A 25,581-nucleotide genomic window follows, 5' to 3' on the forward strand; every position below is an offset into this window, starting at 1 on the left:
GATGACATAAAAACGACATTCGGGGGACAACCATGCCGGCGGCAGAGGACAGACTGCAGGAGCGAATTCACTCGCGATGCGGCATCAGGTCGATAATCGCTGTCGACTTCCCCACTCCCCCCAAGACCCATTCCCACATTTTCATTTGTCCCAACCTCGCGCCCGGTGTTTACCGTCGTTCCCATACCTCAAAGTTGTAAGCCGGCTTGCCATCCACTGCCGGGTTTTCGCTATTGGAGGCCAGTGCCCACTCAGCCTGATCGAACTCAGGAAACCAGGCATCCCCATCAGGACTCAACGCCACACGGGTCAGGTACAGGCGGTCCGCCTGAGCCAGGCCTTGGGCATAAAGCTGCGCGCCGCCGATCAACATGACCTCGCCGGCACCCTGCTCAGCTGCCCACGCATTGGCGCGTTCCACAGCGGCTTCGAGCGAAGTGAACACTTCGGCCCCCTCAAGCGTGAGGCCCGCCTGACGGGTGACGACGATATTCAACCGACCAGGAAGCGGACGGCCCAGCGAATCCCAGGTTTTGCGACCCATGATGATCGGCTTGCCGAGGGTCGTCGCCTTGAAATACTTGAAATCTCCCGGCAGGTGCCAGGGCATGGAATTGTCGACGCCGATGACCCGGTTTTCACCCAGGGCGGCAATCAGGCTGAGAGGGAGATGTTTTTTCATGGCGGCGAGGATAGCAGAGGTGCGGGAGGGAGTCGTATCCAGGTATGGGTACACGTGCAGCTCTGCGCGATTACAGCCACAACGGGTATGCTCACTCCTGACTTCACCAACGAGATGCCGTGTGACTGCACTGACCCCACTCGATGAATTATGGCTGACCGAAGCGGTACGCCTGCGCGAGCAACACGCAGGCCCGCTTGAAGATGACGAGGCCAGCCGCCGCGCCCGCACCAGTGCGGGCGATCTAGCGACACGCATCAAGAATCGCGCCCTGTGGCTGGCTGAGCGTGACAGCATGCTCGCAGCGTTGCGGCATTGGAAACAAGGCGCGCGCCTGTCACTGATCCTGCTGGGCGTCTTCGCGGTCATCAGTGGCGCCGGACTTGCCTTCGCGGCGCTGGGCGACGGCCAGACGCCGGTCAACGTGTTCTGGGCCCTGGGCAGCCTGCTTGGATTGAACCTGATTCTGTTGCTCGGCTGGGCGTTGGGACTGATCTTCGCAGGAGAGAGCACCGCTAGCCTCGGGCGTCTGTGGTTGTGGCTCAGCGAAAAACTATCCCGCGATGCGCAAGCTGCGCAGTTGGCACCCGCGCTGATTTTGCTGCTGCAACGCAAACGACTGAACCGCTGGCTGCTAGGGACTTGCGTCAACGGTCTGTGGCTGCTGGCATTGCTAAGTGCGCTGACTCTGCTGCTGTTACTGATGGCCACCCGTCGCTACGGCTTTGTCTGGGAAACCACGATTCTGGGCAGCGACACTTTCGTCAGCCTGACCCAAGGCCTCGGCACACTGCCATCGCTGTTGGGCTTCACAGTACCCAGCGAAAACATGATCCGCGCCAGCGGCGACAGTGCACTGGTGATCGAGAACGCCCGTCAGGCTTGGGCCGCGTGGCTGGTGGGCGTGCTGGTGCTCTACGGGATCGCGCCTCGACTGCTGTTGACCCTATTGTGCTACGGGCGCTGGCGTGCAGGCCGCGAGCACTTGACGCTGGACCTGACCGAGCCCGGCTTTGTCGAGTTGCGCGAACGACTGATGCCCAGCAGCGAACGCCTCGGCGTCAACGATGCGGCGCCTGAACAACTTCATTCAGTGCAGAGCGGCCCTGCTGCCACAGAGAGCGAGGGGGCATTGCTGGTGGCCATCGAACTGGATGACCAGCGCCCGTGGCCGCCATCGCTTCCCGCAACCGTGATAGATGCAGGTGTTCTGGACAACCGCGAATCCCGTCGCGCTTTGCTTGACCAACTGACGCGTTACCCGCCCGCACGCCTGGTGGTTGCCTGCGACCCTCATCGATCGCCTGATCGCGGCAGCCTTGCACTGATTGCCGAACTGGCTCGATGCGCAGCCGCCACCCGCATCTGGTTGCTTGCCGCGCCACTCGGTGAAGCGCTGGATGTCCACCGCCTGAGTGACTGGCACAACGCGCTGCACCCGCTTGAGCTGATATGGACCGACAGCGCGCCATTGACCTGGCTGGAGACCGGACATGATTGAAAAGAACCGGGTCCGCCCGCTCAAACTTGCAGTGGTCGGTCATACGAACGTCGGTAAGACATCGCTGCTGCGCACCCTGACCCGTGATGTCGGCTTCGGTGAAGTCTCCCATCGCCCCAGCACTACACGCCACGTGGAGGGCGCGCGGCTTTCGGTGGACGGCGAGTCGTTGCTGGAGTTGTACGACACCCCCGGCCTGGAAGACGCCATCGCCCTGCTCGACTTTCTGGAACGCCTCGACCGCCCGGGCGAACGCCTCGACGGTCCGGCGCGGCTGGCGCGTTTTCTCGACGGCAGTGAAGCCCGCCAACGCTTTGAGCAGGAAGCCAAAGTGCTGCGCCAGTTGCAGGGCTCCGATGCTGGTCTTTATGTGATCGACGCCCGGGAGCCGGTGCTTGCCAAATACCGCGACGAACTTGCCGTACTCGCCAGTTGCGGCAAACCGCTTTTGCCGGTGCTCAATTTCGTCAGCAGCGCGCACCATCGCGAACCGGAATGGCGCGAAGCACTGGCACGCTTGGGGCTGCACGCACTGGTGCGCTTCGACAGCGTGGCGCCACCGGAGGACGGCGAACGGCGACTGTATGAAAGCCTGGCGCTGTTACTGGAAGCCTCGCGCCCGCAGCTGGAGCGGCTGATCCTGGATCAGCAGGCTCAGCGTGAGGTTCGCAGGCATAGCGCGGCACGGTTGATCGCCGAACTGCTGGTCGATTGCGCGGCCTGCCGGCGCGGCGTTGCTGCAGCGTCTGATCAGGTGCAGACGGCTATCGATGATCTGCACAAGTCTGTGCGTCAACGCGAACAACGCTGCGTCGAAACGCTGCTCAAGCTGTACGCGTTCCGGCGTGAAGACGCTTCAGCCAGCGATCTGCCGCTGCTGGACGGGCGCTGGGGGGACGACCTGTTCAACCCGCAAACCCTGAAACTGTTAGGTGTGCGGGTCGGCGGTGGCATCGCTGCCGGGGCCGCGGCAGGCGCGGGTGTGGACCTATTGGTAGGGGGCATCACCCTGGGCGCGGCGGCGCTGGTTGGCGCCATTGCCGGGGGCGCCTTGCAGACCGCGCGTAGTTACGGCGCACGCTTGCTGGGCAAGCTCAAAGGCCAGCGTGAGCTGACGGTCGATGATGCGGTGTTGCGCTTGCTGGCATTGCGGCAACGGCAGTTGTTGGCGGCCCTTGAGGCACGAGGTCATGCGGCGATGGATAGCATCAGGCTGAACACTCCACAGGATAAATCCTGGCGCGAGGGCAAGCTGCCGGAAGCCCTGCACAAGGCGCGGGCATACCCGCAGTGGTCGTCGCTGAACCCGCATTCGAAGCTCAATCAGAGTGAACGCCACGAGCAGGTCGAAGCGCTGGCCAGGTCGGTGGTGGCCGGATAAGCATCTGCCGGCAGTCGCCCTGCGCATTTTACGGTAGGGGAAATGCGCGTGGCCCGGTATGATCGCGCGCCCGATACACCCGGAAGCACACGCGCATGAAACCCACCTTGATCGCTGCAGCAGAGCTCGACCGTCTCGAGACCTGGCAGAAATACTCCAGCCATATGTGCGGGGGTTGTATCTCCAGCTGTTGCACCCTGCCAGTGGAAGCGAAGATCAAGGACCTGATCCGCATCGGCGTCGTCGACGAATTCGAGATCGGTGATAACCCGAAAAACATTGCCAAGCGCTTGCAGAAGGAAGGCATCATCGAGCGCTTCAACCAGAAGTCGGGGATCTTCACGCTCCAACGCATGAGCAACGACGACTGCCTGTATCTGGATCGCAAGAGCCGGCTGTGCACCATCTACGATAAGCGCCCCGACACCTGCCGTAACCACCCCAAGATCGGCCCACGGCCGGGTTATTGCGCTTACAAGCCGAAAGAAGTCGTGCGCGAAAGCACCGGCACGCTGAATTCGAACTCCGGCCGGGTGCCGTTGAAGTTCTAAAGCCTCTATCGGGTTCGCGTGCGTTTTCCCGGCTGAAGCCGGACCTACCAAAGACGCGCGGGCTTCAGTGGGACCGGCTTTAGCCGGGAAGAGGCGGATTGAGCGGCATCGCTCTCGCAGCGATAGGCAGCGTCCAAACCAAATCCCACACAAACAAAAACGCCCCCGACCTTGCAGTCGGGGGCGTTTTTTTACGGCTGACTAAACGTTAATCAGTTGCCGCTTTTCTTGGCAGCGCGGGTACGCTCGCTTTCGCCAAGAATTTTCTTACGCAGGCGGATCGACTTCGGCGTCACTTCGCACAGCTCGTCTTCTTGAACGAACTCGAGTGCTTGTTCCAGCGTGAAGCGGATAGGCGGAACCAGAGCAATGGTTTCGTCTTTACCGGAAGCACGCATGTTGTCGAGCTTCTTGCCTTTGGTTGGGTTGACGCCCAGGTCGTTGTCGCGGCTGTTGATGCCGACGATCTGACCTTCGTACACGTCTTCGCCGTGACCCAGGAACAGTTTGCCGCGAGCTTGCAGGGTTTCCAGCGAGTAAGTCAGAGCCTTACCGGTAGCAACCGAAACCAGCACGCCGTTCTGACGGCCGGACATGTCGCCGGACTTCATCACGTCGTAACGGTCGAAGATCGAGGTCAGGATGCCTGCACCGGACGTCAGGGTCAGGAACTCGTTACGGAAACCGATCAAGCCACGTGCCGGGATATTGTACTCAAGGCGAACACGGCCCTTGCCATCCGGAACCATGTTGGTCAGATCGCCCTTACGGATACCGATCTGTTCCATGATTGCGCCCTGCGATTCTTCCGGCAGGTCGATGGTGACGTTTTCGTACGGTTCGTGCTTGACGCCATCAACCATGCGGATGATCACCTCAGGACGACCAACACCCATTTCGAAGCCTTCGCGACGCATGGTTTCGATCAGTACCGAGAGGTGCAGCTCACCACGGCCAGAGACCTTGAACTTGTCAGCGGTGTCGCCTTCTTCAACGCGCAGTGCAACGTTGTACAGCAGCTCTTTGTCCAGACGCTCTTTGATGTTACGGCTGGTGACGAACTTGCCTTCTCGACCGCAGAAAGGCGAATCGTTGACCTGGAAGGTCATGGATACGGTAGGTTCGTCAACGGTCAGCGGCTTCATCGCTTCAACATTCTGTGGGTCGCACAGGGTGTCGGAGATGAACAGCTCTTCGAAGCCGCTGATGCAGACGATGTCGCCGGCAGCAGCTTCTTCCACGTCTACACGGTGCAGACCGTGGTGACCCATCAGCTTGAGGATACGACCGTTACGGCGCTTGCCGTTGGCGTCAATAGCCACAACCTGGGTGTTCGGCTTGACCTTGCCACGGGCAATACGGCCAACGCCGATGATGCCCAGGAAGCTGTTGTAGTCCAGTGCCGAGATTTGCATCTGGAACGGACCATCACGGTCAACTTTCGGCGCAGGTACGTTGTCGACGATCGACTGGTACAGCGGGGTCATGTCTTCAGCCATGGCGGTGTGTTCCAGACCGGCAATACCGTTCAGGGCCGAGGCGTAGACGACTTTGAAGTCCAGCTGTTCTTCGGTAGCACCGAGGTTGTCGAACAGGTCGAAGATCTGATCCAGAACCCAGTCCGGACGCGCGCCTGGACGGTCGACCTTGTTGATGACCACGATTGGACGCAGGCCGGCTTCGAAAGCCTTCTTGGTCACGAAACGGGTTTGCGGCATAGGGCCGTCTTGAGCGTCGACCAGCAGCAGAACGGAGTCAACCATCGACATCACGCGCTCTACTTCACCACCGAAGTCGGCGTGGCCCGGGGTGTCAACGATGTTGATGTGGTAGCCATTCCAGTTGATCGCGGTGTTCTTCGCGAGAATGGTGATACCGCGCTCTTTTTCCTGGTCGTTGGAGTCCATCACGCGTTCGTCGTTGAGCTCGCCGCGTTCCAGGGTGCCGGACTGACGCAAAAGCTTGTCGACGAGGGTGGTTTTACCGTGGTCAACGTGAGCAATGATGGCGATGTTACGTAGATTTTCGATCACTTGTGTATCTCGATCAGAGGATTCGGTCAGCTGACTGATTGCAGACAGCTATGAACGGTACAGTCGGCGAGACCCTGTTCGGGTCTGCAGCCGTTACGGCTGACGACTGGTGTCGGGGGGCCGGTGACGCAAGCCACAGGCAAACAGCCCCGGGCACTTAGCTCGGTCGATAAACGCGCACATTGGCATGTCCCTCACTGAGCAAATGATGAGCATGCAGGCGACTCATGACGCCTTTGTCGCAATAAAGCAGGTACTGGCGCGTGTCATCCAGTTCCTTGAAACGGCTGTTCAATGCAAAGAACGGCAGCGTTTGTACTTCGATGTCTGTCAGTTCCAGCGGGCGGTCTTCGGTTTCATCCGGGTGGCGGATGTCGATGATCACTTGCCCGGCCAGGGCCTGACCGACTTCTTCGACCCGAACGTCCTGACCCAACTCCTCGATCACCCGATCGATAGGCACCAGACGGGCGTTTTCGAGCGCACGCTCGAGCACGGCCATGTCGAACTCTTTTTCTTCATGCTCGACGCGGTTACGTTTGGCCGCGGTCTTTGGATTGACCGAGATCACCCCACAGTATTCGGGCATGTGCCGGGCAAAATCGCCGGTGCCGATCTGGTCGGCCTGGTCGATGATGTCCTGCTTGTGACTGGCGATCAGCGGGCGCAGGACCAGCTTTTCCGTCACGCAATCGATAACCGACAGGTTCGGCAGTGTCTGGCTGGACACCTGGGAAATCGCCTCGCCGGTTACCAGCGCGTCGATTTCAAGTCTGTCGGCGATATTGGTCGCAGCGCGCAACATCATACGCTTCAAAACTACGCCCATATGACTGTTATCGACTTTTCCGAGAATTTCTCCCAGAACTTCCTCGAACGGTACGCTGACGAACAGCACCCGCTGCGAACTGCCGTATTTTTTCCAGATGAAGTGCGCGACTTCCATCACACCCAGTTCATGAGCCCTGCCGCCCAGATTGAAGAAGCAGAAATGGCTCATCAAGCCACGACGCATCATCTGGTACGCAGCCACGGTGGAATCGAAACCGCCGGACATCAGCACCAGCGTCTGCTCCAAAGAGCCCAGCGGGTAGCCGCCAATGCTGTTGTGCTGACTGTGAATCACGAACAAGCGCTTGTCGCGGATTTCCATCCGCACCTCGACTTGCGGCGTCTTGAGCGAAATGCCGGCAGCGTTGCACTCACGGCGCAGCCTGCTGCCAACGTACTTCTCGACGTCCATGGAGCTAAAGTCGTGATGACCGGCGCGCTTGCAGCGTACCGAGAAAATCTTGCCGGGCAACGCATGACCGAAGTGCAGTTTGCACTTCTCGTAAATGTCATCCATGTCGCCCAGCGGGTACTGATCAACCTGCAGAAAGTGTGCGATGCCCGGCATGCAGCTCAGGCGCTCGGTCATTTCGTGCAGGATCTTCGGATCTTGGACCCTGCTCTCGACCTCGAGGTTGTCCCACACGCCATCGACCACCAGCGCCGGGTCCAGATCGCGGAGCACGGTGCGGATGTTTTTGGCCAGTTGCTTGATGAAGCGCTTGCGCACTGGCCGGCTTTTGATGGTGATTTCCGGGAAAACTTTAACGATTAGTTTCATGAAAACAGCGCGCGAGGTGCCGGTCAAAAAAGGGGGGCGCGGATTATAGCGGAAATTGCTCAAGGTTTAACCAGTTATCGTATAGCCAATCATCGGCGCACCGGAATGGGACTGCATACAATCCAGGCGCACCAATGCGGTGCGATGCTTTTTTGCAAATGCGAACTTTAACGTGCCAAAACCCGGCGTTTTTCAGGAAAAACCCAACACAGGGCACTGGCATGCAAATTGCTCCCTTGTGAGGCAGGTTGCCTTGGCCGACTATCGCGCCGGCATCACCCCCTATTAAGGGCCCACCACTGCCGGCCCTAAGCCACCCCGGAGGACAACATGTCGAAGTCGGTTCAACTCATCAAAGATCATGACGTTAAGTGGATTGATCTGCGCTTCACGGACACCAAAGGCACTCAGCACCACGTGACCATGCCGGCTCGCGATGCGCTGGAAGACGACTTCTTCGAAGTCGGCAAAATGTTCGACGGCTCCTCCATCTCCGGCTGGAAAGGCATCGAAGCCTCCGACATGATCTTGCTGCCAGACGACGAAAGCGCCGTTCTGGACCCGTTCACCGAAGAACCGACCCTGATCCTGGTCTGCGACATCATCGAACCTTCGACCATGCAAGGTTACGATCGCGACCCACGCGCCATTGCTCATCGCGCCGAGGAATACCTCAAATCCACCGGTATCGGTGACACCGTATTTGCAGGTCCAGAGCCAGAATTCTTCATCTTCGACGAAGTGAAATTCAAGTCCGACATCTCGGGCTCGATGTTCAAGATTTTCTCCGAACAAGGTTCGTGGATGTCCGACGCGGACATCGAAGGCGGTAACAAAGGCCACCGTCCGGGCATCAAAGGCGGCTACTTCCCGGTTCCTCCGTTCGACCACGACCACGAAATCCGCACCGCAATGTGCAACGCCCTGGAAGAAATGGGTCAGGTCGTCGAAGTTCACCACCACGAAGTGGCAACGGCTGGCCAGAACGAAATCGGCGTGAAATTCAACACGCTGGTCAAGAAGGCCGATGAAGTTCAGACCCTGAAATACGTTGTCCACAACGTTGCCGACGCTTACGGCCGCACCGCTACCTTCATGCCCAAGCCTCTGTACGGCGATAACGGCTCGGGTATGCACGTCCACATGTCCATCTCCAAAGATGGCAAGAACACCTTTGCTGGCGAAGGCTATGCCGGTCTGTCCGATACCGCCCTGTACTTCATCGGCGGTATCATCAAGCACGGCAAGGCGTTGAACGGCTTCACCAACCCGTCGACCAACTCCTATAAACGTCTGGTCCCAGGTTTCGAAGCCCCGGTCATGCTGGCCTACTCGGCCCGTAACCGTTCCGCTTCGATCCGTATTCCTTACGTCTCCAGCCCACGCGGCCGTCGTATCGAAGCCCGTTTCCCGGATCCATCGGCCAACCCATACCTGGCCTTTGCTGCATTGTTGATGGCTGGCCTGGACGGCATCCAGAACAAGATCCACCCAGGCGACGCCGCCGACAAAAATCTGTATGACCTGCCGCCAGAAGAAGCAGCAGAGATCCCGCAAGTGTGCGGCAGCCTGAAAGAAGCCCTGGAAGAGCTGGATAAGGGCCGTGCGTTCCTGACCAAAGGCGGCGTATTCAGCGACGACTTCATCGACGCCTACATCGCTCTGAAGTCGGAAGAAGAAATCAAGGTCCGTACCTTCGTACACCCACTGGAATACGAGCTGTACTACAGCTGCTGATCCAGTCACGCCAGCGAACGCGGCGTGAAAGAAAGGCCTCCTTCGGGAGGCCTTTTTTATGCTTTTGAAACAGGCGGCTACGTATTCAAGATGTGCGAAGTCGTAAAGTCCTATCACGGGTGGTATAGGGTTATCGCCTTTCCAACGATTTTTTCCGGATACTGCCCCATTCGCAGCGCGCTCTTACGCTGCGCTGACTTACAAGGATCCCACATGCCAAAACCACTCTGGCTCATGCTCCTGATCGTTCCCCTGACGTCTGGCTGCATCAACGCTGCTTCATCATCCCCCGCGCCTGCCGCTTTAAGCCCACTCATCGAGGCCATGGGCCAGCGGCTCGCTATTGCCAACGACGTTGCACAGAGCAAGTTCTACAGCGGTAAACCCGTTCAGGACACCGAGCGCGAGCGCCAGGTGATCGCCAATGCCCAAGCCCAGGCCGCAGCGTACAAGCTCGACAAAAGTGACGTTCGCTTGTTCATGACGGCACAGATCGAAGCCAACAAGATGGTGCAGTACGCGCGACTCGCACAATGGCACGCAGACGCTCAGCCGCCGGAGCAGCCCAGCACCAGCCTGACGACCGGGATTCGCACTCGCCTGGACACGCTGCAACCGGTACTGATGGAGAAATACGCAGCGTTTGTGCCGTATCGCAAGGACCCTGCCTGCCAACGCTGGGTACAAGCCGACATTGAGCGTCAGACAGCGGATCCGACCCTTGTGACTGCGCTGCAACGTGCTGCAAGTAATTTGTGCGCCACTACCAACAAGGGCTGAGCGCAGCAGTGGGCCGGGCACACCGCCAGCCCGGTTTTGCTCTATGCTGGCGACTGCGCCTTGCATCCGAGTTGGCATGGCCCGAGCGGTCGTTCTCCTGATCGTGGTACCGGAGTTTTCATGCGTCAAAGCCTTGCCCTTGTACTGCTGTTGCTTGCGCTTCCCGCAGTCGCCCAGATCTACAAATACACTGACGCCAACGGCAACACGGCCTTCAGCAGTCAGCCGCCCGACGGGACGAAAGTGGAAACGGTGGATCTGCCGCCACTCAACAGTGTCGGTGACGCTGCGCCTGCCCCGCCAACGTCAGCGCCTTCGCAAAGTCAGACTCCGCCACAACCGGCCAGCGCGACTTATGAAACGCTGCGACTGACCGACTTGCCCAACGACGAGGCCCTGCGTGCCAACAACGGCTCTTTCATCGCCGGGGTGATGATTCAACCGCGTTTGCAGCCCGGTCACCTGCTGCAACTGCTGGTGGACGGCAAACCCTATGGCCAGCCCACCAACGTCCCTCGCGTCCAGGTCACTGAGCTGGACCGAGGCGAACACAGCCTGTCCGTCCAGGTGGTGCAAGGCGCTCAGATAATCCAGCAAAGCGAAACGATCAACCTGACAGTGCAGCGAGCTCATGTCGGCAAACGTTAACAAGCAGTGGCTGCGTTACCCGGTCATTTGCCTGCTCATGCTTGTCGGTCAGTTGGCAATCGCTGAGGTTTACACCTACATCGATTCCGAGGGGAATCGGGTTTTTACCGACCAGCCCCACAAAAACGCAAAAAAGATCGACATTGCTCCCAGCAACCAGATCAGGTCCACACCTAAAAAGCCAGGTCAGTCCTCCAGCATGAAACCCAAACCTGGGCCGCTGTTTCACTATCAGCTGCTGCGCATTCTTGCGCCCGAACCGGACGCCACTATCCGGGACATGCAGGGCAACGTGATGGTGACCGTCACCAATGACCCGCAGCTTCAACCCGGTCACACCTACCGTCTGCTGCTTGACGGCGAGCCTTACGGCAATGCCGGCCATAGCCCGGTGTTCCCGATGACCAACATTGATCGCGGCACGCATCAGGTGTCGATCGAGATCGTCGACGAGTTCGGCCGCATAGCGGAACGCACGCCCAACCAACCCTTCCACATGATGCGCATCTCGCTTGCACAGAAGCGCCTCGCTCAACCCTGCAAAACCAACGATTTTGGCTTACGGCCTGAGTGTCCCCTCAAGGACAAACCACCTGAAGAAAGCAGCATCCTGCCTTTTTTCTGACAAGGTGCTGTGTGGATGGCCGCGCTCCAAAATAGTGCACAGATTGAACGAGCACTCCGATTAAACTCCCATTTTGGTTCATGAATCACTACAACCCACGCCGTGCATTCGCTTGCTGTCCAAAAAAAGCCCGAATCGCGTCTTTCCGCGCTTCTTTTCGGAGCTTGGTTTGTTTTTTGCATTTTCTTACCCATTAGTAATGGTCAAGCACCAAGCCAGCCGCTCTAACGGGGCGAAGAGACCAATCAAAGCCTGCAATCCGGGATCGCTCCCTGTGCGATGTGCCAAAAGAGGTCAACGAGATTCATGACTATCAGCGATACGTTGCACCGATTGTTACTCGACAACCTGACCACTGCCACGATTCTGCTCAACGCTGACCTGCGCCTGGAATACATGAATCCGGCAGCCGAGATGCTGCTGGCCATCAGCGGTCAGCGCAGTCATGGGCAGTTCATCAGTGAGCTTTTCACCGAGTCTGCAGAAGCGCTGAGTTCGCTTCGCCAGGCGGTGGAACAGGCCCACCCGTTCACCAAACGCGAAGCCATGCTGACCGCGCTCACGGGTCAGACGCTGACGGTCGATTACGCCGTAACGCCAATACTGGCGCAAGGCGAAACCATGCTTCTGCTGGAAGTCCACCCCCGTGATCGCCTGCTGCGCATCACCAAGGAAGAGGCGCAGCTGTCCAAGCAGGAGACCACCAAGATGCTGGTCCGCGGGCTGGCCCACGAGATCAAGAATCCGCTGGGCGGGATTCGCGGCGCGGCGCAATTGCTGGCCCGCGAGCTGCCGGAAGAAAGCCTCAAGGACTACACCAACGTCATCATCGAAGAAGCCGATCGCCTGCGAAACCTAGTCGACCGGATGCTGGGTTCGAACAAGCTGCCGTCGCTGGCAATGACCAATGTCCACGAAGTGCTGGAGCGTGTGTGCAGTCTGGTGGAGGCGGAAAGCCAGGGTTGCATCACATTGGTGCGTGACTATGATCCGAGTATCCCGGACGTGTTGATCGACCGCGAACAAATGATTCAGGCCGTGCTCAATATCGTGCGCAATGCCATGCAGGCGATCAGCGGTCAGAACGAGCTGCGCCTGGGGCGCATCAGTTTGCGTACTCGCGCCATGCGCCAGTTCACTATCGGCCATGTGCGCCATCGCCTGGTGAGCAAGATCGAAATCATCGACAACGGCCCCGGCATTCCGGCCGAACTTCAGGAAACCATCTTCTACCCAATGGTCAGTGGCCGCCCGGATGGCACCGGGTTGGGCCTTGCCATCACCCAGAACATCATCAGTCAGCACCAGGGGCTGATCGAGTGTGACAGCCATCCTGGCCATACAACATTCTCGATCTTCTTGCCGCTGGAACAAGGAGCAGCTTCGACATGAGCCGTAGTGAAACTGTCTGGATCGTCGACGACGATCGTTCCATCCGCTGGGTACTGGAAAAGGCCTTGCAGCAAGAGGGCATGACCACGCAAAGCTTCGACAGCGCCGATGGCGTGATGAGCCGCCTGGCGCGCCAGCAACCGGACGTGATCATTTCCGACATTCGCATGCCTGGCGCCAGCGGCCTGGACCTGCTGGCGCGGATCCGCGAACAGCACCCGCGCCTGCCCGTGATCATCATGACCGCCCATTCGGACCTGGACAGCGCCGTGGCGTCGTATCAAGGCGGCGCCTTTGAATACCTGCCAAAGCCGTTCGACGTGGACGAGGCAGTGTCGCTGGTCAAACGTGCCAATCAGCACGCTCAGGAACAACAGGGCATGGACGTTGCGCCGACCCTGACCCGCACCCCGGAAATCATCGGCGAAGCGCCAGCGATGCAGGAAGTGTTTCGGGCCATCGGCCGTTTGAGTCACTCCAATATCACCGTGCTGATCAACGGCGAATCGGGCACCGGTAAAGAGCTGGTCGCCCATGCCCTGCACCGCCACAGCCCGCGTTCGGCCTCGCCGTTCATTGCGCTGAACATGGCGGCAATTCCGAAAGACCTGATGGAATCCGAGCTGTTCGGCCACGAAAAAGGTGCCTTCACTGGCGCGGCCAACCTGCGACGAGGGCGGTTTGAACAAGCCGATGGCGGCACGTTGTTCCTCGACGAAATCGGCGATATGCCTGCCGACACCCAGACGCGCCTGCTGCGCGTGCTGGCGGACGGTGAGTTCTACCGCGTTGGCGGTCATGTACCGGTCAAGGTGGACGTGCGCATCATCGCGGCCACTCACCAGAATCTGGAAACCCTGGTGCAGGCAGGCAAGTTTCGGGAGGACTTGTTCCACCGTCTGAACGTGATCCGTATCCACATTCCGCGTATGTCCGATCGTCGCGAAGACATTCCGACCCTGGCCAAACACTTCCTGAGCCGGGCGGCGCAGGAGCTGGCGGTCGAGCCGAAACTGCTGAAGGCCGAGACCGAGGAATACCTCAAGCATCTGCCTTGGCCGGGCAACGTACGGCAGCTGGAAAACACCTGCCGCTGGATCACGGTCATGGCCTCGGGTCGCGAAGTACACGTCAGCGACCTGCCGCCCGAGTTGCTCAGCCTGCCGCAGGAGGCCGCTCCGGTCACCAACTGGGAGCAGGCGCTGCGTCAATGGGCCGACCAAGCCTTGGCTCGCGGGCAATCTAGCCTGCTGGACAGCGCGGTACCCACTTTCGAACGCATCATGATCGAGACGGCTCTGAAGCACACCGCTGGCCGTCGTCGCGACGCTGCCGTGTTGCTGGGCTGGGGACGCAACACCTTGACGCGCAAAATCAAGGAACTGGGGATGAAGATCGATGGCGGGGATGATGATGAGGGGGAAGAGGGCTAATAAGTTCTCGCTGAACTCGCAGTGACCTGTGGAGGCTCAAGAGGTTACAACCGCTGGCAAAGGCGGTGTGTCAGGTCGACCGCCTTCGCCGCCGTCGTAACCTCCGGTAGCTCCCACAGATTCAGCATTCCAGGTTTGATCAGTCGTTATTCAGCCGACGACGGCTTTTCCCACAGGTTGATCCCGCCTTCCACTGCGAAGCGGTCGATTTCGGCCAGTTCTTCCTGGCTGAACGCCAGATTATCCAGCGCTCCGACGTTCTCGATGATCTGTTCGGGACGGCTCGCGCCAATCAATGCCGACGTCACACGTGGATCCCGCAGGGTCCAGGCCAGGGCCATTTGCGCCAGGCTTTGACCGCGACGCTTGGCGATCTCGTTCAGCGCGCGCACATGCTCGATGTTCTGCTCGGACAAATGCGAAGCCTGCAGCGAATCACCGCCAGGACGATTGACCCGCGCATCCTTTGGAATCCCGTTCAGGTATTTGTCTGACAGCAGCCCCTGCGCCAGCGCGGTAAAGGCAATGACGCCCGAGCCCAGTTCGTCGGTGGTGTCCAGCAGGTCTTTTTCGACCCAGCGATTGAGCAGATTGTAGGCCGGCTGATGGATCAGCAATGGCACCTTCCACTCTTTGAGCAGGCCGGCAATTTCCCGAGTCTTGGCGCCCGAGTACGACGAGATTCCGATGTACAGCGCCTTGCCTTGCTGCACGGCTGTCGCCAGTGCGCCTGCGGTTTCTTCCAGCGGGGTATCCGGGTCAAAGCGATGCGAATAAAAGATATCCACATAATCCAGGCCCATGCGCTGCAGGCTTTGATCGAGGCTGGCCAGCACGTACTTGCGCGAACCGCCACCCTGCCCATACGGGCCGGGCCACATGTCCCAGCCTGCCTTGGTGGAAATGATCAGTTCGTCGCGGTACTGCTGAAAGTCCTCACGCAGCAAACGACCGAAATTGATCTCAGCGCTGCCATACGGCGGGCCGTAGTTGTTGGCAAGGTCGAAGTGGTTGATGCCATGATCGAACGCGGTACGCAACATCGCGCGCTGGGTATCCAGCGGCGTGCTGTCACCGAAGTTGTGCCACAGGCCCATCGACAGCGCGGGCAGCACCAGCCCGCTGAGGCCTACGCGACGATAGGGAATGCGTTCATAACGGTTTTCGGCAGCGATGTAGGTCATTCAATCCTCTCTTCTTGTCTGAATGGCTAAGCAGCCTTGCGAGACTACTCGCATTCGAAAACCGTCGCATTGCAGGAATGAGCTAGCGCACCAGATGCAAGAACTGCATGTGCCGCTCGTACTGATCAAGAATGTCGTTGATCACTTGCTCCTTGGTGTACCCCACAAGGTCATAGTCCTGACTGCCTTCGCTCAGGTGCACCTCGGCCCGGTAATAGCGCCGGTTGTTGAGCTGCTTGGAGCCCATTCCCGCGCGGGCGAAGGACGGCGTGAAATAGCCACGCATGGTCACCTGGTAGATGAAAGGCCGTTCTTCACCGTGGCCGATTTCCAGCCCGACCGTATGATTGGCCGGATCGGGTTGCGTCACCACGGTCAGGCCCTTTTCAACGAACACGCCGGTGACGTCTTCGATGGCCGGGCGGACAGTCTGCTCGAGGAAGCGATACACCTCATCGCGGGACGGGAAATGCACCGCTTGACTCAGACGCTGACGCCAGCCTCCACGTCGAGCCCCTGAAACCGGAGCCAGCGAGTAGAGCTGAGCGATCTGCCGCTGCGACTCCATATGAAACGCCTTTTGCAGGCCCCACATCATGGTCAGCAGGATCAGCGAGAACGGCAGCGAGGTCAGGACCACCGCAGACTTCAGCGCATCGATGCTTCCGGAAAACAGCAGACCGCTGGTGATCAGCGCGGTCATCACGCCCCAGAACACACGCAGCCATTTCGGGCCGTCTTCATCCGGGCTGCCACCTTTGGCCGACAGCGTAGACAACACCACCGTGCCGGAATCGGCCGAGGTCACGAAGAACACGAAGCTGATAAACACCGTGACCGCAATGACGGTTTTACTCCACGGGTAGTTTTGCAGCATCAGGTACAGGGTCATGGACGGGTCATCAATGGCCGACTGCCCCAGGGCCGCCATACCGTGATTGAGCACCAGGTCGATGGCACTGTTGCCGAAGATCGACATCCAGGCGAGGGTGAAACCCAGGGGAATCAACAGCACGCCGCAGACAAACTCACGAATGGTGCGACCGCGCGAGATGCGAGCAATGAAAAGTCCAACAAAGGGCGACCAGGCAATCCACCAGGCCCAATAGAACACCGTCCAGCCACCCAACCATTCGCTTGGGCCGTTGTAGGCATAGACGTCGAAACTCTTGGTCGGCAGCGCGCCGAGGTAATCGCCAATGTTCTGCACCAATGTATTGAGCAGATGCTGCGTCGGCCCGGCAAACAGTACAAACAGCAAAAGCGCACAGGCCAGCAGCATGTTGATGTCGGACATGACCCGCACGCCCTTGTCGACGCCAGCCACGGCCACCAGAATCGCCGCGCCCATCATCAATGTGATGAGCCCGACCTGAATCCAGTGGGTATGCGCGACACCGAACAGGTAATCAAGCCCGGCATTGAGGTGCAGCACGCCAAAACCCATGTCTGCGCCGAGACCGAAGATGGTGGCGATGATGCCGAAGCCGTCCACCGCGTAGCCAATGGGGCCGTTGATGCGCTTGCCAATCAGCGGGTACAGCGCCGAACGCAGCGCCAGCGGCAGGTTATGCCGATAGGCAAAATAAGCCAAAGCCATGCCGACGAAAGCAAACACGCCCCAGCCGTGCAAACCCCAGTGCAGAAACAGCAGCTGCATGGCCTGACGTGCCGACTCGGTGGTGCCGCCCTCGCCTTGCGGCGGTTGCAGCATGTGGGTCAAGGGCTCGGAGACGCAGAAGAAAAACAGCGTGATACTGATTCCCGCAGCGAACAGCATCCCGGCCCATGACAGATAGCTGAACTCGGGTTCGTCATGGTCGGCCCCGAGCTTGATCTTGCCGTACCCGGAGAGTGCCGTGACGACCACGAACACCAGATACAGGGTCATGGCCAGCATGTAATACCAGCCAACGGTGTTGGCCGCCCAGGTTTGAGCCGCGAGCAACCACTGGCCCGACGCTTCGGGAAAGCTGATGACGACCAGTCCGAAAATCAGAATGAAGCTGGCAGCGAAGTAGAAGACGGGAGCATTCATGCGCACCGGCGAGCTGTTTTGCGCACTTGAAGCACTCATGCGAATACCCCCCTGAGGGTAGCGAAATCGTTCATGCAAAGCTGATGCGGCAAGGGTAGGCCTCCTGGTGTGAGCGGGCAGCGAACCACCGGTTTAACTTGATTGAACGTTCAATTAAAACACGGAATGAAGGTTGAGGACCAATTGCAGTCCTCTGGACGTTAGCTCACGCGGGGGTATGACGTACGCGGCAAGGCGTTTGTTCCGGGGGTTTGAGCGATGAATGATTGCTGGAAAAAACCTGTAGGAGTGAGCCTGTTCAGGCTGCCGTCGAACCCGTGAGCCAGAACATCCGCAGCATTTCGGCGGCTGTCATCTAGCTTTCGTAAGCCCGCTCACTCCTATGGCGAATCTGCTTGATCGGACCTTACTTTTGCGCACCGTCGTCATGCTGCAGATTGGCCTGATTCACGTTGCTGTCCGGCGGTACGCTTCGGGTCAGCCAGACGTTACCGCCGATGGTCGAGCCCTTGCCAATGGTGATGCGTCCCAGAATGGTCGCGCCAGCGTAGATCACCACATCGTCCTCAACGATAGGGTGGCGAGCGTGGCCCTTCTGCAATTGACCGTCGTCGTCAGCCGGGAAGCGCTTCGCGCCCAGAGTGACGGCCTGATAAATCCGCACACCCTCACCGATGATCGCGGTTTCGCCAATGACGACCCCGGTCCCGTGATCGATGAAGAAGCTCGGACCGATGCGGGCACCCGGGTGAATATCGATGCCAGTGGCCGAATGGGCTAGCTCCGAACTGATTCGCGCCAGCAGCGGCAGACCATTGTTGTAAAGGTGATGGGCCAGGCGATGATGGATCACCGCCAGAATCCCCGGATAGCACAGCAGCACCTCATCGACACTGCGCGCCGCCGGGTCACCCTGGTAAGCCGCCAGTACGTCAGTGTCGAGGATGCGCCGAATGTTCGGCAATGCGCTGGCAAAGTCCTGAATCAGGCGCTCGCCGTGCACGTCGGCGCAGGTGGCATCCTCGCCGCGCTGGCGGGCGACGTAACGCAGTTCAAGCCGTGCCTGATCCAGCAGCGAGTTCAACGCCACGTCGAGGGTATGCCCGACGTAAAAGTCTTCACTCTCTTCACGCAGGTCTACAGGCCCCAGGCGCATGGGGAACAATGCACCGCCCAGCGCCTCAAGGATGTCGCGCATGGCCTCGCGGGACGGCAGCTCACGGCCACCCTTCTCTCCGCTGACACGACCGTTGCGGCTGCGCCACTCATCACGCGCAGCGCGCAATTCACCCACAATCCGCTGCAACTGCCAGTGGCCGGTCAATCCTTCGGCGCAGTCTTGCGGGGACAGGTCGGGAATAGTGCTCACGCAGGTTTCTCCTCAGTTCAACGGGCTGGGCCGAAGGTTTGATCACTCTACGGCCACATTTGTCGCAAATAAATAGCAGTTTTTCGTGAGTCTATACCCCGGCACGTGCAGTAAATCCTCCGGTTGCCCTGTCCGAGTCGTCTACTTATAGTCCTGCGACTCACTGTGGATGGCTCGATACGACCATGATCAAACAACAGCTCGAACGTTTTGACCGCCTCAAACTGCTGGACGCGCCAACGCCGCTGGAGAAATTGCAACGTCTGTCGGCCTGGGCCGGTCGCGATATTTATGTCAAACGCGACGACATCACTCCACTGGCCATGGGCGGCAATAAGCTGCGCAAACTTGAATACCTGGCGGCGGACGCACTGGCCCAAGGGGCTGACACGCTGATCACTGCGGGGGCGATACAGTCCAATCATGTTCGCCAAACCGCTGCGCTGGCCGCCAGGCTGGGGTTGAGTTGCGTCGCATTGCTGGAAAATCCGATTGCCACCGAGGACCGCAATTACCTTGGCAATGGCAACCGACTGCTGCTGGACCTGTTCGGCGCCAGGGTCGAGCTAGTAGAGAACCTCGATAACGCCGACGAGCAACTCCAGGCGCTGGCCGCACGCTTGAGCACGAGCGGCAAGAAACCCTATCTGGTGCCGATCGGTGGCTCCAGTCCCATCGGGGCGCTGGGCTATGTGAGGGCCGGTTTTGAGCTGGCCGAACAGATCGAGCAAAGCGGCGTGCAATTCACGGCGCTCGTCCTGGCGTCCGGCAGCGCGGGCACCCACAGCGGCCTGGCACTGGCGCTGGCTGAAGCATTGCCGCAATTGCCGGTCATCGGCGTCACCGTATCGCGCCCCGAAGAAACCCAGACACCCAAGGTTCAGGGGCTGGCAGAACGCACTGCGCAGTTGCTCGGCGAGCCGCTGCCTGCAGCCTTCAAGGTGAACTTATGGGACGAATATTACGGCCCACGCTACGGTGAACCGAACGCGGGCACCCTGGCGGCGATCAAGCTGGTGGCCAGCCAGGAAGGCCTGCTGCTGGACCCGGTCTACACCGGTAAGGCCATGGCCGGATTGCTGGACGGGATAGGGCGCCAGCGTGTGGACGACGGTCCGATCATCTTCCTGCACACCGGCGGCGCACCGGCACTGTTCGCGTACCCGGATGTCTTTTCAACGCAGTAAGCCACTTTCAGCTCGCACCTGATCCCGGGGGAAAGCGCTTGCTCGCGAACGCGGCATAAGATGTTTCAGTACTTGTCCGGCTGTATCGGCTCTTCGCGAGCAGTTCGCTCCCTCAGCCACGTGCCGGACCTGGATTCAACGGATCACCCCGGGCTCTCCAGCAAGCCGGCCCCTACAGCTCAGGCTCCCGGCAATATTTATTTATGCGAAAAAACACTAAGGCGTAAGTTTTTAATTATTTTTCATCCTGAACAACCGCTCTTATGATCGCCGCCAGCAGCCCGGCCAGTACCCGACAGGGCACTGAAAAAGCTGGATAAAGCTGCGATGCCACAGTAGTTTCGTCAGGTCTGAAGCTTGCCTGACATACCAATTAGAACTGGGGACTTACATGAACATGTCTGCAATCCGCCGCACTTTCCTGCTATCGGCCTTCAGTCTGGTGCTCGGCACCGGTCTGGTCACTCACGCCGTCGCTGGCGAGCAACTGGATACCGTCAAAAAGAACGGCACGCTTAACGTCGGTCTGGAAGGCACCTACCCGCCCTTCAGCTTCGTCGGCGAAGACGGCAAGCTGAACGGTTTCGAGGTCGAATTCTCCGAGGCTCTGGCCAAGGAACTGGGCGTCAAGGTCAAGCTGACTGCAACGCCATGGGCAGGCATCCTCGCGGCGCTGGAATCCAAGCGTCTGGACGTGGTCATCAACCAGGTGACCATTTCCGACGAGCGCAAGAAGAAATACGACTTCTCTGAACCGTACACCGTGTCCGGCATTCAAACTTTGGTGCAAACCAAAAACGCTGGCACGATCAAGACGGCTGACGACCTTAAAGGCAAGAAGGTGGGCGTCGGCCTGGGTACCAACTACGAAGAATGGCTGACGAAAAATGTTGATGGCGCCATCGTCGAGACCTATAACGATGATCCGACCAAGTATCAGGATCTACGCGTGGGCCGCATCGACGCCATTCTGGTCGATCGTCTCGCCGCGCTGGATCTGATCGCCAAGACCAAGGACAAACTGGCCGTTTCCGGGGAGCCCTTCTCCCGTCAGGAGGCCGGTATTGTACTGCGCAAGGGCGAACCTGAACTGCTGGACGCTCTCAATAAAGCCATCGACAAGCTGCGTGCCGACGGTACCCTTGCCAAGCTGTCGCAGAAATACTTCAAGGCTGATGTGACCAAATGATTCCAGAGAGCCTGCAGCTCGCGCTGGACTCCGCGCCTTTTCTTCTCAAGGGCGCGTATTACACGGTAGGCCTGAGTTTGGGATCGATGTTCTTCGGATTGGTGCTGGGCTTCGGCCTGGCACTGATGCGTTTGTCGAAGGTGTGGATCGTCAGCGCCATCGCCCGAGTCTATGTGTCGTTCTTTCGCGGCACCCCCCTATTGGTCCAGCTGTTCATGATCTATTACGGGCTGCCCGATCTGGGCATCGAACTGGATGCCATCAGTGCGGCACTCATCGGCCTGTCGTTGAACATGGCCGCCTACGCCTGCGAAATCCTGCGCGCTGCCATTGGCTCGGTGGACAAAGGCCAATGGGAAGCCGCTGCCAGTGTCGGCATGACCCGTGCCCAGACCATGCGCCGGGCGATCCTGCCGCAGGCCGCCCGCACCGCATTGCCGCCCTTGGGCAACAGCTTCATTTCGCTGGTCAAGGACACGGCAATGGCCGCCACTATTCAGGTGCCGGAAGTGTTCCGTCAGGCCCAGCTGATTTCGTCGAGAACGCTGGAAGTCTTCACCATGTATCTCACCGTTGCAGTGATCTACTGGGTGCTGTGCAGCGTGCTGGCGCATTTCCAGAACCGTCTGGAAGCACGGGCCAACCGCCATGACGTGGAGTCCTGAGGCATGATCACGGTTGAAAAACTGACCAAGCAATTCAAGGGCAACGAAGTTCTCAAAGGCATTGACCTGCAGGTCAGGCCTGGCGAAGTCGTCGCCATCATCGGCCCTAGCGGGTCCGGTAAAACCACGCTGCTGCGCTGCCTGAACTTCCTCGAAGAACCCAGCAGCGGCAGCATCGTCGTCGGCGACATCCGGATCGACGGCAGTCGGCCGCTGAGCCAGCAACAAGGCTTGATCCGCCAACTGCGCCAGCACGTGGGTTTCGTGTTCCAGAACTTCAACCTGTTCCCCCATCGCACGGCGCTGGAAAACGTCGTCGAAGGCCCTATCGTGGTCAAGAAGATGCCACGCGAACAGGCGCTCGAACTGGGACGCTCGCTGCTGGCAAAGGTCGGCCTGGCGGGCAAGGAAGACGCCTATCCGCGTCGTCTGTCCGGTGGGCAGCAGCAGCGGGTCGCGATCGCAAGGGCGCTGGCGATGGAGCCGGAGGTCATTCTGTTCGATGAACCGACCTCGGCGCTTGACCCGGAGTTGGTCGGCGAAGTGCTCAACACCATCCGCGCGTTGGCCGAAGAAAACCGCACGATGGTCATTGTCACCCACGAAATGAAATTCGCCCGGGATGTGGCCAACCGGGTGGTGTTCATCGATAAGGGCGTGATCGTGGAGCAGGGCGATGCCAAAGAACTGTTCGCCAACCCCAGGCAAGAGCGCACCAGGCAGTTTCTGGAGCGTAGTAGAAACTAGTCCTACAACCCATGTGTTAACAAACGGCGCTCTTTAGCGCCGTTTTCTTTACGCCCAACATTTGGAAAAGTTTGGATTTAGCGAATCGTTCTAATCACGCCCTGCCTCACGGCATACATCTTATCGACTTTCTTAATTGAACCCATGGGCCCCGCCGTCATTTGCCCATTGCGTACATTGACTTTTGATCGTCCTACAAATAACTCAGAAATCTTTTTTAAGGAAGTGCGTCATCTGACTTATCAGACTGTTAGCAGTTACAAGTAGGACACATGCTGATCGCAAGCATTGACACACTAGACCATGCCGTAGGAAACGTCTGTTTATTCTGCACATAGACGCTTAATTCTTTTAAGTCATTGACAGACATCTGGCAACACAATTAGCTCGAAATAACTATCACATACTTCGGTAACGAAATGGCAAGTCCGAATCTGGAACCGTTTGTATGGTTTGCCAACAATGCACATCGAGCGTGTACTAGTGACATCGAATTAAAGAGCGCCTGTGATGGCGGATGTCTTCACAGGCCTTATCTCAAGCCCAACATTGAGTGAGAACCCAGATGATCCACACCCCTGTCAGCCGTATGCGGCTAAACCTTCTCGCGCCTTATTTACCGCAGTCCAACCGACAAGGCATCGGCGCCCTGGCCGCAAGCAGGCTATTGGTGCATATCGATCCTTACCCGGAGATGGAATGCGGGGATCTGATTGAGCTGTTCTGGGGAGATTGTTATGTCGCGTCAACACTTTTATCGAGTGCTGACATTGGACATACATCTGTCCTACATATACCCGAAAGTTTTCTACAGAGCGGCAAGGTCAAAACCTACTATCGGGTTACGAAAATCGGCAGCGAGTCCGTCAGGTCTCCCAGTTGCAAAGTGTGGGTCAAACTGGAGACACCCGGCGGTCATTTGCTCAGCGCCGATGGTAAAGAGAACCAGGGGCTGGCCCCGTTAACGTTTCCGGAGTCGGTCATGAGCCAAGGGTTGAGCAGTCAGCATTTGAAGGACGGCATTCAAATCACGATCGATGTTTATCCTCATATGGAGGCGTATGACGAAATCACCTTGCGCTGGGGTGATGTCCGAATGGATCTGCCAGCGCTGACGGAGCAACAGGTGGGTAAGGCTATTGACGTTCATGTGCCGCCGACATTGATCCGCGAGGCCGGGGACGACCTGCATCAGGAAGTGACCTATTGCGTCATTGATCGAGTGGGCAACAACTCACTCTGGGCTCCTGCCCGTTCCATCAACGTCAGCACGAACGATATGGCAAAGTCCTGACGTTGATCTTAAAGCACCGTCGAGACGAGCAAAGCTTTGAGTCGACGGTGCTTGAGGTCCCATGAGGCGCTCAATCAACGCATCTCAAAGCACACGCTCTACTTCTATGCTTATTCCCAAATGCAAGTTTATTAAATGTTTATACACGCTTAGGGTATATGCACCGGACCACCGGACCCCGCAACACTTCCTGCCGCCATCGCGGTGTTGATTTGAGGTCCCAATGGTCACGTACACAATTACCCCAGTGCATAACGCCAGGGCATTGCGCGTTAGAGGAAGTCGCCACCATGACTGATCCAAACGCACTTTCTGTCCAGCACACCCTGGACATTGCTCCCCCTCTGCTGCCCGTTAAAGTACTGCGCGACGACGCGCAGGCGATCGCCGCTGCCTACGAACTTGCAGACCTTGTGCGGCCTGCGGCTGCGACGCGTGATCGCGAGCGACAGTTGCCATGGACCGAAATCGAACTGTTTACCCGCAGCGGCCTGGGCAGTATTTGCGTACCGCGTGCTTATGGCGGGCCGCAGGTATCATTTGCCACCGTAGCGAAGGTATTTGCCATTTTGTCAGCGGCAGACCCTGCAGTCGGGCAGATCCCGCAGAATCATTTCGGCATTCTCAATTCACTGGTCGGCAGCGCCAGCGAAGCGCAGAAGAAGGTGCTGTTCGCCAGCGTTCTACACGGCGCGCGCATCGGTAACGGCGGCCCTGAACGTGGCACAAAAAATACGCTTGAAGTGAAGACGCGCCTGACCGCCGACGGTGATCAGTTTTTGCTCAATGGCCGTAAGTTCTACTCCACCGGGGCACTGTTCGCCCACTGGGTTGCCGTCAAGGCGATCAACGACGACGGTAAACAGGTGCTGGTCTTCGTGCCTCGCGGCACGCCGGGGCTGCACATCATCGACGACTGGTCCGGCTTCGGCCAGCGCACCACCGCCAGTGGCAGTGTGCTGCTGGAGAACGTGCGGATCAGCGGCGAACTGGTCATCGAAAACTGGAGGCTTGCCCTGGCGCCCGGTATTCAGGGCGCGGTTTCGCAACTGATTCAAGCGGCCATCGATGCCGGGATTGCCCGTGAAGCCATCGACGAGACCGTCCGCTTTGTGCGTGAGCGCTCGCGTCCGTGGATCGACGCCAATGTCGAGCGCGCCAGCGACGATCTGTACGTCATTGCCGATATCGGAAAGCTCAAATTGGAGCTGCACGCAGCCGAAGCGTTGCTGGACAAAGCCGGTCGCGTGCTGGATGAAATCGCCGCCGCGCCCATCGACGCGCAATCCGCTGCGCGAGCGTCCATCGTAGTGGCCGAAGCCAAGGTGCTCACTACCGAAATTGCCCTGCAGGCCAGTGAAAAGCTGTTCGAGCTGTCTGGCAGCCGCGCGACGCTGGCCGAATTCAATCTCGATCGCCACTGGCGCAACGCCCGCGTCCACACCTTGCACGACCCGGTGCGCTGGAAAATTCACGCCGTCGGTGCGTGGAATCTCAACGGCACCCTGCCTGCCCGCCATTCCTGGATCTGAA

Annotated in this window: 21 protein-coding genes; 15 read left to right on the top strand and 6 right to left on the bottom strand. The window is 58.8% G+C overall.

The features are described 5' to 3' along the window. Positions 1-169 precede the first annotated feature (169 nt). Positions 170-682: a dihydrofolate reductase gene (locus tag EC915_RS20530; protein ID WP_133752400.1), complete on the bottom strand. Its 513-nt coding sequence runs from the start codon at positions 680-682 to the stop codon at positions 170-172. A gap of 121 nt (positions 683-803) precedes the next feature. On the opposite strand from EC915_RS20530, the gene EC915_RS20535 reads away from it, so the two are divergent. The 3 genes from EC915_RS20535 to EC915_RS20545 all read left to right on the top strand — a co-directional run bounded on the left by EC915_RS20535 (position 804) and on the right by EC915_RS20545 (position 4,115). Continuing rightward, positions 804-2,183, top strand: coding sequence for a DUF2868 domain-containing protein (locus EC915_RS20535; protein ID WP_133752343.1), 1,380 nt, complete (start codon positions 804-806; stop codon positions 2,181-2,183). Next, positions 2,176-3,564, top strand: coding sequence for a GTPase/DUF3482 domain-containing protein (locus tag EC915_RS20540; RefSeq protein WP_133752344.1), 1,389 nt, complete (start codon positions 2,176-2,178; stop codon positions 3,562-3,564). The genes EC915_RS20535 and EC915_RS20540 overlap by 8 nt, the downstream gene beginning before the upstream one ends. A gap of 95 nt (positions 3,565-3,659) precedes the next feature. Continuing rightward, on the top strand, positions 3,660-4,115 hold the full coding sequence (locus EC915_RS20545; RefSeq protein ID WP_133752345.1) for a YkgJ family cysteine cluster protein: 456 nt from the start codon (positions 3,660-3,662) through the stop codon (positions 4,113-4,115). Between the two features lie 212 nt (positions 4,116-4,327). On the opposite strand, the gene typA is transcribed toward EC915_RS20545, so the two are convergent. Next, positions 4,328-6,148, bottom strand: a complete 1,821-nt coding sequence (gene typA / locus EC915_RS20550; RefSeq protein WP_133752346.1) for a translational GTPase TypA — start codon at positions 6,146-6,148, stop codon at positions 4,328-4,330. 157 nt (positions 6,149-6,305) lie between these two features. Further along, a complete protein-coding gene (gene thiI / locus EC915_RS20555) occupies positions 6,306-7,760 on the bottom strand; it encodes a tRNA uracil 4-sulfurtransferase ThiI (RefSeq protein ID WP_133752347.1) in 1,455 nt (484 codons plus the stop codon). Between the two features lie 330 nt (positions 7,761-8,090). Between thiI and glnA the strand changes: the two genes are divergently transcribed. The 6 genes from glnA to ntrC all read left to right on the top strand — a co-directional run bounded on the left by glnA (position 8,091) and on the right by ntrC (position 14,375). Continuing rightward, complete coding sequence (glnA, locus tag EC915_RS20565; RefSeq protein ID WP_133752348.1) at positions 8,091-9,497, top strand: glutamate--ammonia ligase; 1,407 nt, start codon at positions 8,091-8,093, stop codon at positions 9,495-9,497. 213 nt (positions 9,498-9,710) lie between these two features. Then, positions 9,711-10,277 (top strand): chorismate mutase, encoded by a 567-nt coding sequence (locus tag EC915_RS20570; protein ID WP_256658795.1) that lies wholly within the window; start codon positions 9,711-9,713, stop codon positions 10,275-10,277. Positions 10,278-10,397: 120 nt separating this feature from the next. Continuing rightward, positions 10,398-10,925: a DUF4124 domain-containing protein gene (locus tag EC915_RS20575; protein WP_133752349.1), complete on the top strand. Its 528-nt coding sequence runs from the start codon at positions 10,398-10,400 to the stop codon at positions 10,923-10,925. A 10-nt stretch (positions 10,926-10,935) separates the two neighbouring features. After that, the gene (locus EC915_RS20580; RefSeq protein ID WP_166651050.1) at positions 10,936-11,550 is read left to right on the top strand and encodes a DUF4124 domain-containing protein; all 615 of its coding nucleotides are present in this window, start codon (positions 10,936-10,938) and stop codon (positions 11,548-11,550) included. A 306-nt stretch (positions 11,551-11,856) separates the two neighbouring features. Beyond that, positions 11,857-12,942 carry a nitrogen regulation protein NR(II) gene (gene glnL, locus EC915_RS20585; RefSeq protein ID WP_133752351.1) on the top strand — a complete coding sequence of 362 codons (1,086 nt, stop codon included), beginning with the start codon at positions 11,857-11,859 and terminating at the stop codon, positions 12,940-12,942. Further along, on the top strand, positions 12,939-14,375 hold the full coding sequence (ntrC, locus tag EC915_RS20590) for a nitrogen regulation protein NR(I) (RefSeq protein ID WP_133752352.1): 1,437 nt from the start codon (positions 12,939-12,941) through the stop codon (positions 14,373-14,375). The genes glnL and ntrC overlap by 4 nt, the downstream gene beginning before the upstream one ends. Before the next feature lie 146 nt (positions 14,376-14,521). Here ntrC and mgrA read toward each other — a convergent pair whose 3' ends face one another. From mgrA to epsC, 3 genes are all read right to left on the bottom strand, one after another. Next, entirely contained in the window at positions 14,522-15,559 is a 1,038-nt protein-coding gene (gene mgrA, locus EC915_RS20595) for an L-glyceraldehyde 3-phosphate reductase (protein ID WP_133752353.1), read from the bottom strand. A gap of 82 nt (positions 15,560-15,641) precedes the next feature. After that, entirely contained in the window at positions 15,642-17,636 is a 1,995-nt protein-coding gene (gene betT / locus EC915_RS20600) for a choline transporter BetT (protein WP_133752354.1), read from the bottom strand. Between the two features lie 367 nt (positions 17,637-18,003). Continuing rightward, positions 18,004-18,966 (bottom strand): serine O-acetyltransferase EpsC, encoded by a 963-nt coding sequence (gene epsC, locus EC915_RS20605; RefSeq protein ID WP_133752355.1) that lies wholly within the window; start codon positions 18,964-18,966, stop codon positions 18,004-18,006. Between the two features lie 185 nt (positions 18,967-19,151). On the opposite strand from epsC, the gene EC915_RS20610 reads away from it, so the two are divergent. The 6 genes from EC915_RS20610 (at position 19,152) to EC915_RS20635 (ending at position 25,580) form a co-directional block, all read left to right on the top strand. Continuing rightward, entirely contained in the window at positions 19,152-20,153 is a 1,002-nt protein-coding gene (locus EC915_RS20610) for a D-cysteine desulfhydrase (RefSeq protein WP_133752356.1), read from the top strand. Between the two features lie 391 nt (positions 20,154-20,544). Further along, a complete protein-coding gene (tcyJ, locus tag EC915_RS20615; RefSeq protein ID WP_133752357.1) occupies positions 20,545-21,342 on the top strand; it encodes a cystine ABC transporter substrate-binding protein in 798 nt (265 codons plus the stop codon). Further along, positions 21,339-22,007, top strand: a complete 669-nt coding sequence (gene tcyL / locus EC915_RS20620) for a cystine ABC transporter permease (RefSeq protein ID WP_133752358.1) — start codon at positions 21,339-21,341, stop codon at positions 22,005-22,007. Before tcyJ ends, tcyL begins: the two co-directional genes overlap by 4 nt. Positions 22,008-22,010: 3 nt before the next feature. Next, entirely contained in the window at positions 22,011-22,754 is a 744-nt protein-coding gene (tcyN, locus tag EC915_RS20625) for an L-cystine ABC transporter ATP-binding protein TcyN (protein WP_133752359.1), read from the top strand. A 565-nt stretch (positions 22,755-23,319) separates the two neighbouring features. Beyond that, positions 23,320-24,048 (top strand): hypothetical protein, encoded by a 729-nt coding sequence (locus tag EC915_RS20630; protein WP_133752360.1) that lies wholly within the window; start codon positions 23,320-23,322, stop codon positions 24,046-24,048. Between the two features lie 290 nt (positions 24,049-24,338). After that, entirely contained in the window at positions 24,339-25,580 is a 1,242-nt protein-coding gene (locus tag EC915_RS20635) for an SfnB family sulfur acquisition oxidoreductase (RefSeq protein WP_133752361.1), read from the top strand. Position 25,581 lies beyond the last annotated feature (1 nt).

The sequence above is a fragment of the Pseudomonas sp. LP_7_YM genome, assembly GCF_004364435.1.
Classification (GTDB): domain Bacteria; phylum Pseudomonadota; class Gammaproteobacteria; order Pseudomonadales; family Pseudomonadaceae; genus Aquipseudomonas.

What these genes read in the sequence shown, in the direction of transcription:
- EC915_RS20630 (WP_133752360.1), top strand. Translation starts at nt 23,320, where the DNA reads ATGATCCACACCCCTGTCAGCCGTATGCGGCTAAACCTTCTCGCGCCT.
- EC915_RS20545 (WP_133752345.1), top strand. Translation starts at nt 3,660, where the DNA reads ATGAAACCCACCTTGATCGCTGCAGCAGAGCTCGACCGTCTCGAGACC.
- EC915_RS20635 (WP_133752361.1), top strand. Translation starts at nt 24,339, where the DNA reads ATGACTGATCCAAACGCACTTTCTGTCCAGCACACCCTGGACATTGCT.
- mgrA (WP_133752353.1), bottom strand. Translation starts at nt 15,559, where the DNA reads ATGACCTACATCGCTGCCGAAAACCGTTATGAACGCATTCCCTATCGT.
- ntrC (WP_133752352.1), top strand. Translation starts at nt 12,939, where the DNA reads ATGAGCCGTAGTGAAACTGTCTGGATCGTCGACGACGATCGTTCCATC.
- betT (WP_133752354.1), bottom strand. Translation starts at nt 17,636, where the DNA reads ATGAGTGCTTCAAGTGCGCAAAACAGCTCGCCGGTGCGCATGAATGCT.
- tcyJ (WP_133752357.1), top strand. Translation starts at nt 20,545, where the DNA reads ATGAACATGTCTGCAATCCGCCGCACTTTCCTGCTATCGGCCTTCAGT.
- tcyN (WP_133752359.1), top strand. Translation starts at nt 22,011, where the DNA reads ATGATCACGGTTGAAAAACTGACCAAGCAATTCAAGGGCAACGAAGTT.
- EC915_RS20610 (WP_133752356.1), top strand. Translation starts at nt 19,152, where the DNA reads ATGATCAAACAACAGCTCGAACGTTTTGACCGCCTCAAACTGCTGGAC.
- glnA (WP_133752348.1), top strand. Translation starts at nt 8,091, where the DNA reads ATGTCGAAGTCGGTTCAACTCATCAAAGATCATGACGTTAAGTGGATT.
- glnL (WP_133752351.1), top strand. Translation starts at nt 11,857, where the DNA reads ATGACTATCAGCGATACGTTGCACCGATTGTTACTCGACAACCTGACC.
- EC915_RS20530 (WP_133752400.1), bottom strand. Translation starts at nt 682, where the DNA reads ATGAAAAAACATCTCCCTCTCAGCCTGATTGCCGCCCTGGGTGAAAAC.
- tcyL (WP_133752358.1), top strand. Translation starts at nt 21,339, where the DNA reads ATGATTCCAGAGAGCCTGCAGCTCGCGCTGGACTCCGCGCCTTTTCTT.
- EC915_RS20570 (WP_256658795.1), top strand. Translation starts at nt 9,711, where the DNA reads ATGCCAAAACCACTCTGGCTCATGCTCCTGATCGTTCCCCTGACGTCT.
- EC915_RS20575 (WP_133752349.1), top strand. Translation starts at nt 10,398, where the DNA reads ATGCGTCAAAGCCTTGCCCTTGTACTGCTGTTGCTTGCGCTTCCCGCA.
- thiI (WP_133752347.1), bottom strand. Translation starts at nt 7,760, where the DNA reads ATGAAACTAATCGTTAAAGTTTTCCCGGAAATCACCATCAAAAGCCGG.
- EC915_RS20540 (WP_133752344.1), top strand. Translation starts at nt 2,176, where the DNA reads ATGATTGAAAAGAACCGGGTCCGCCCGCTCAAACTTGCAGTGGTCGGT.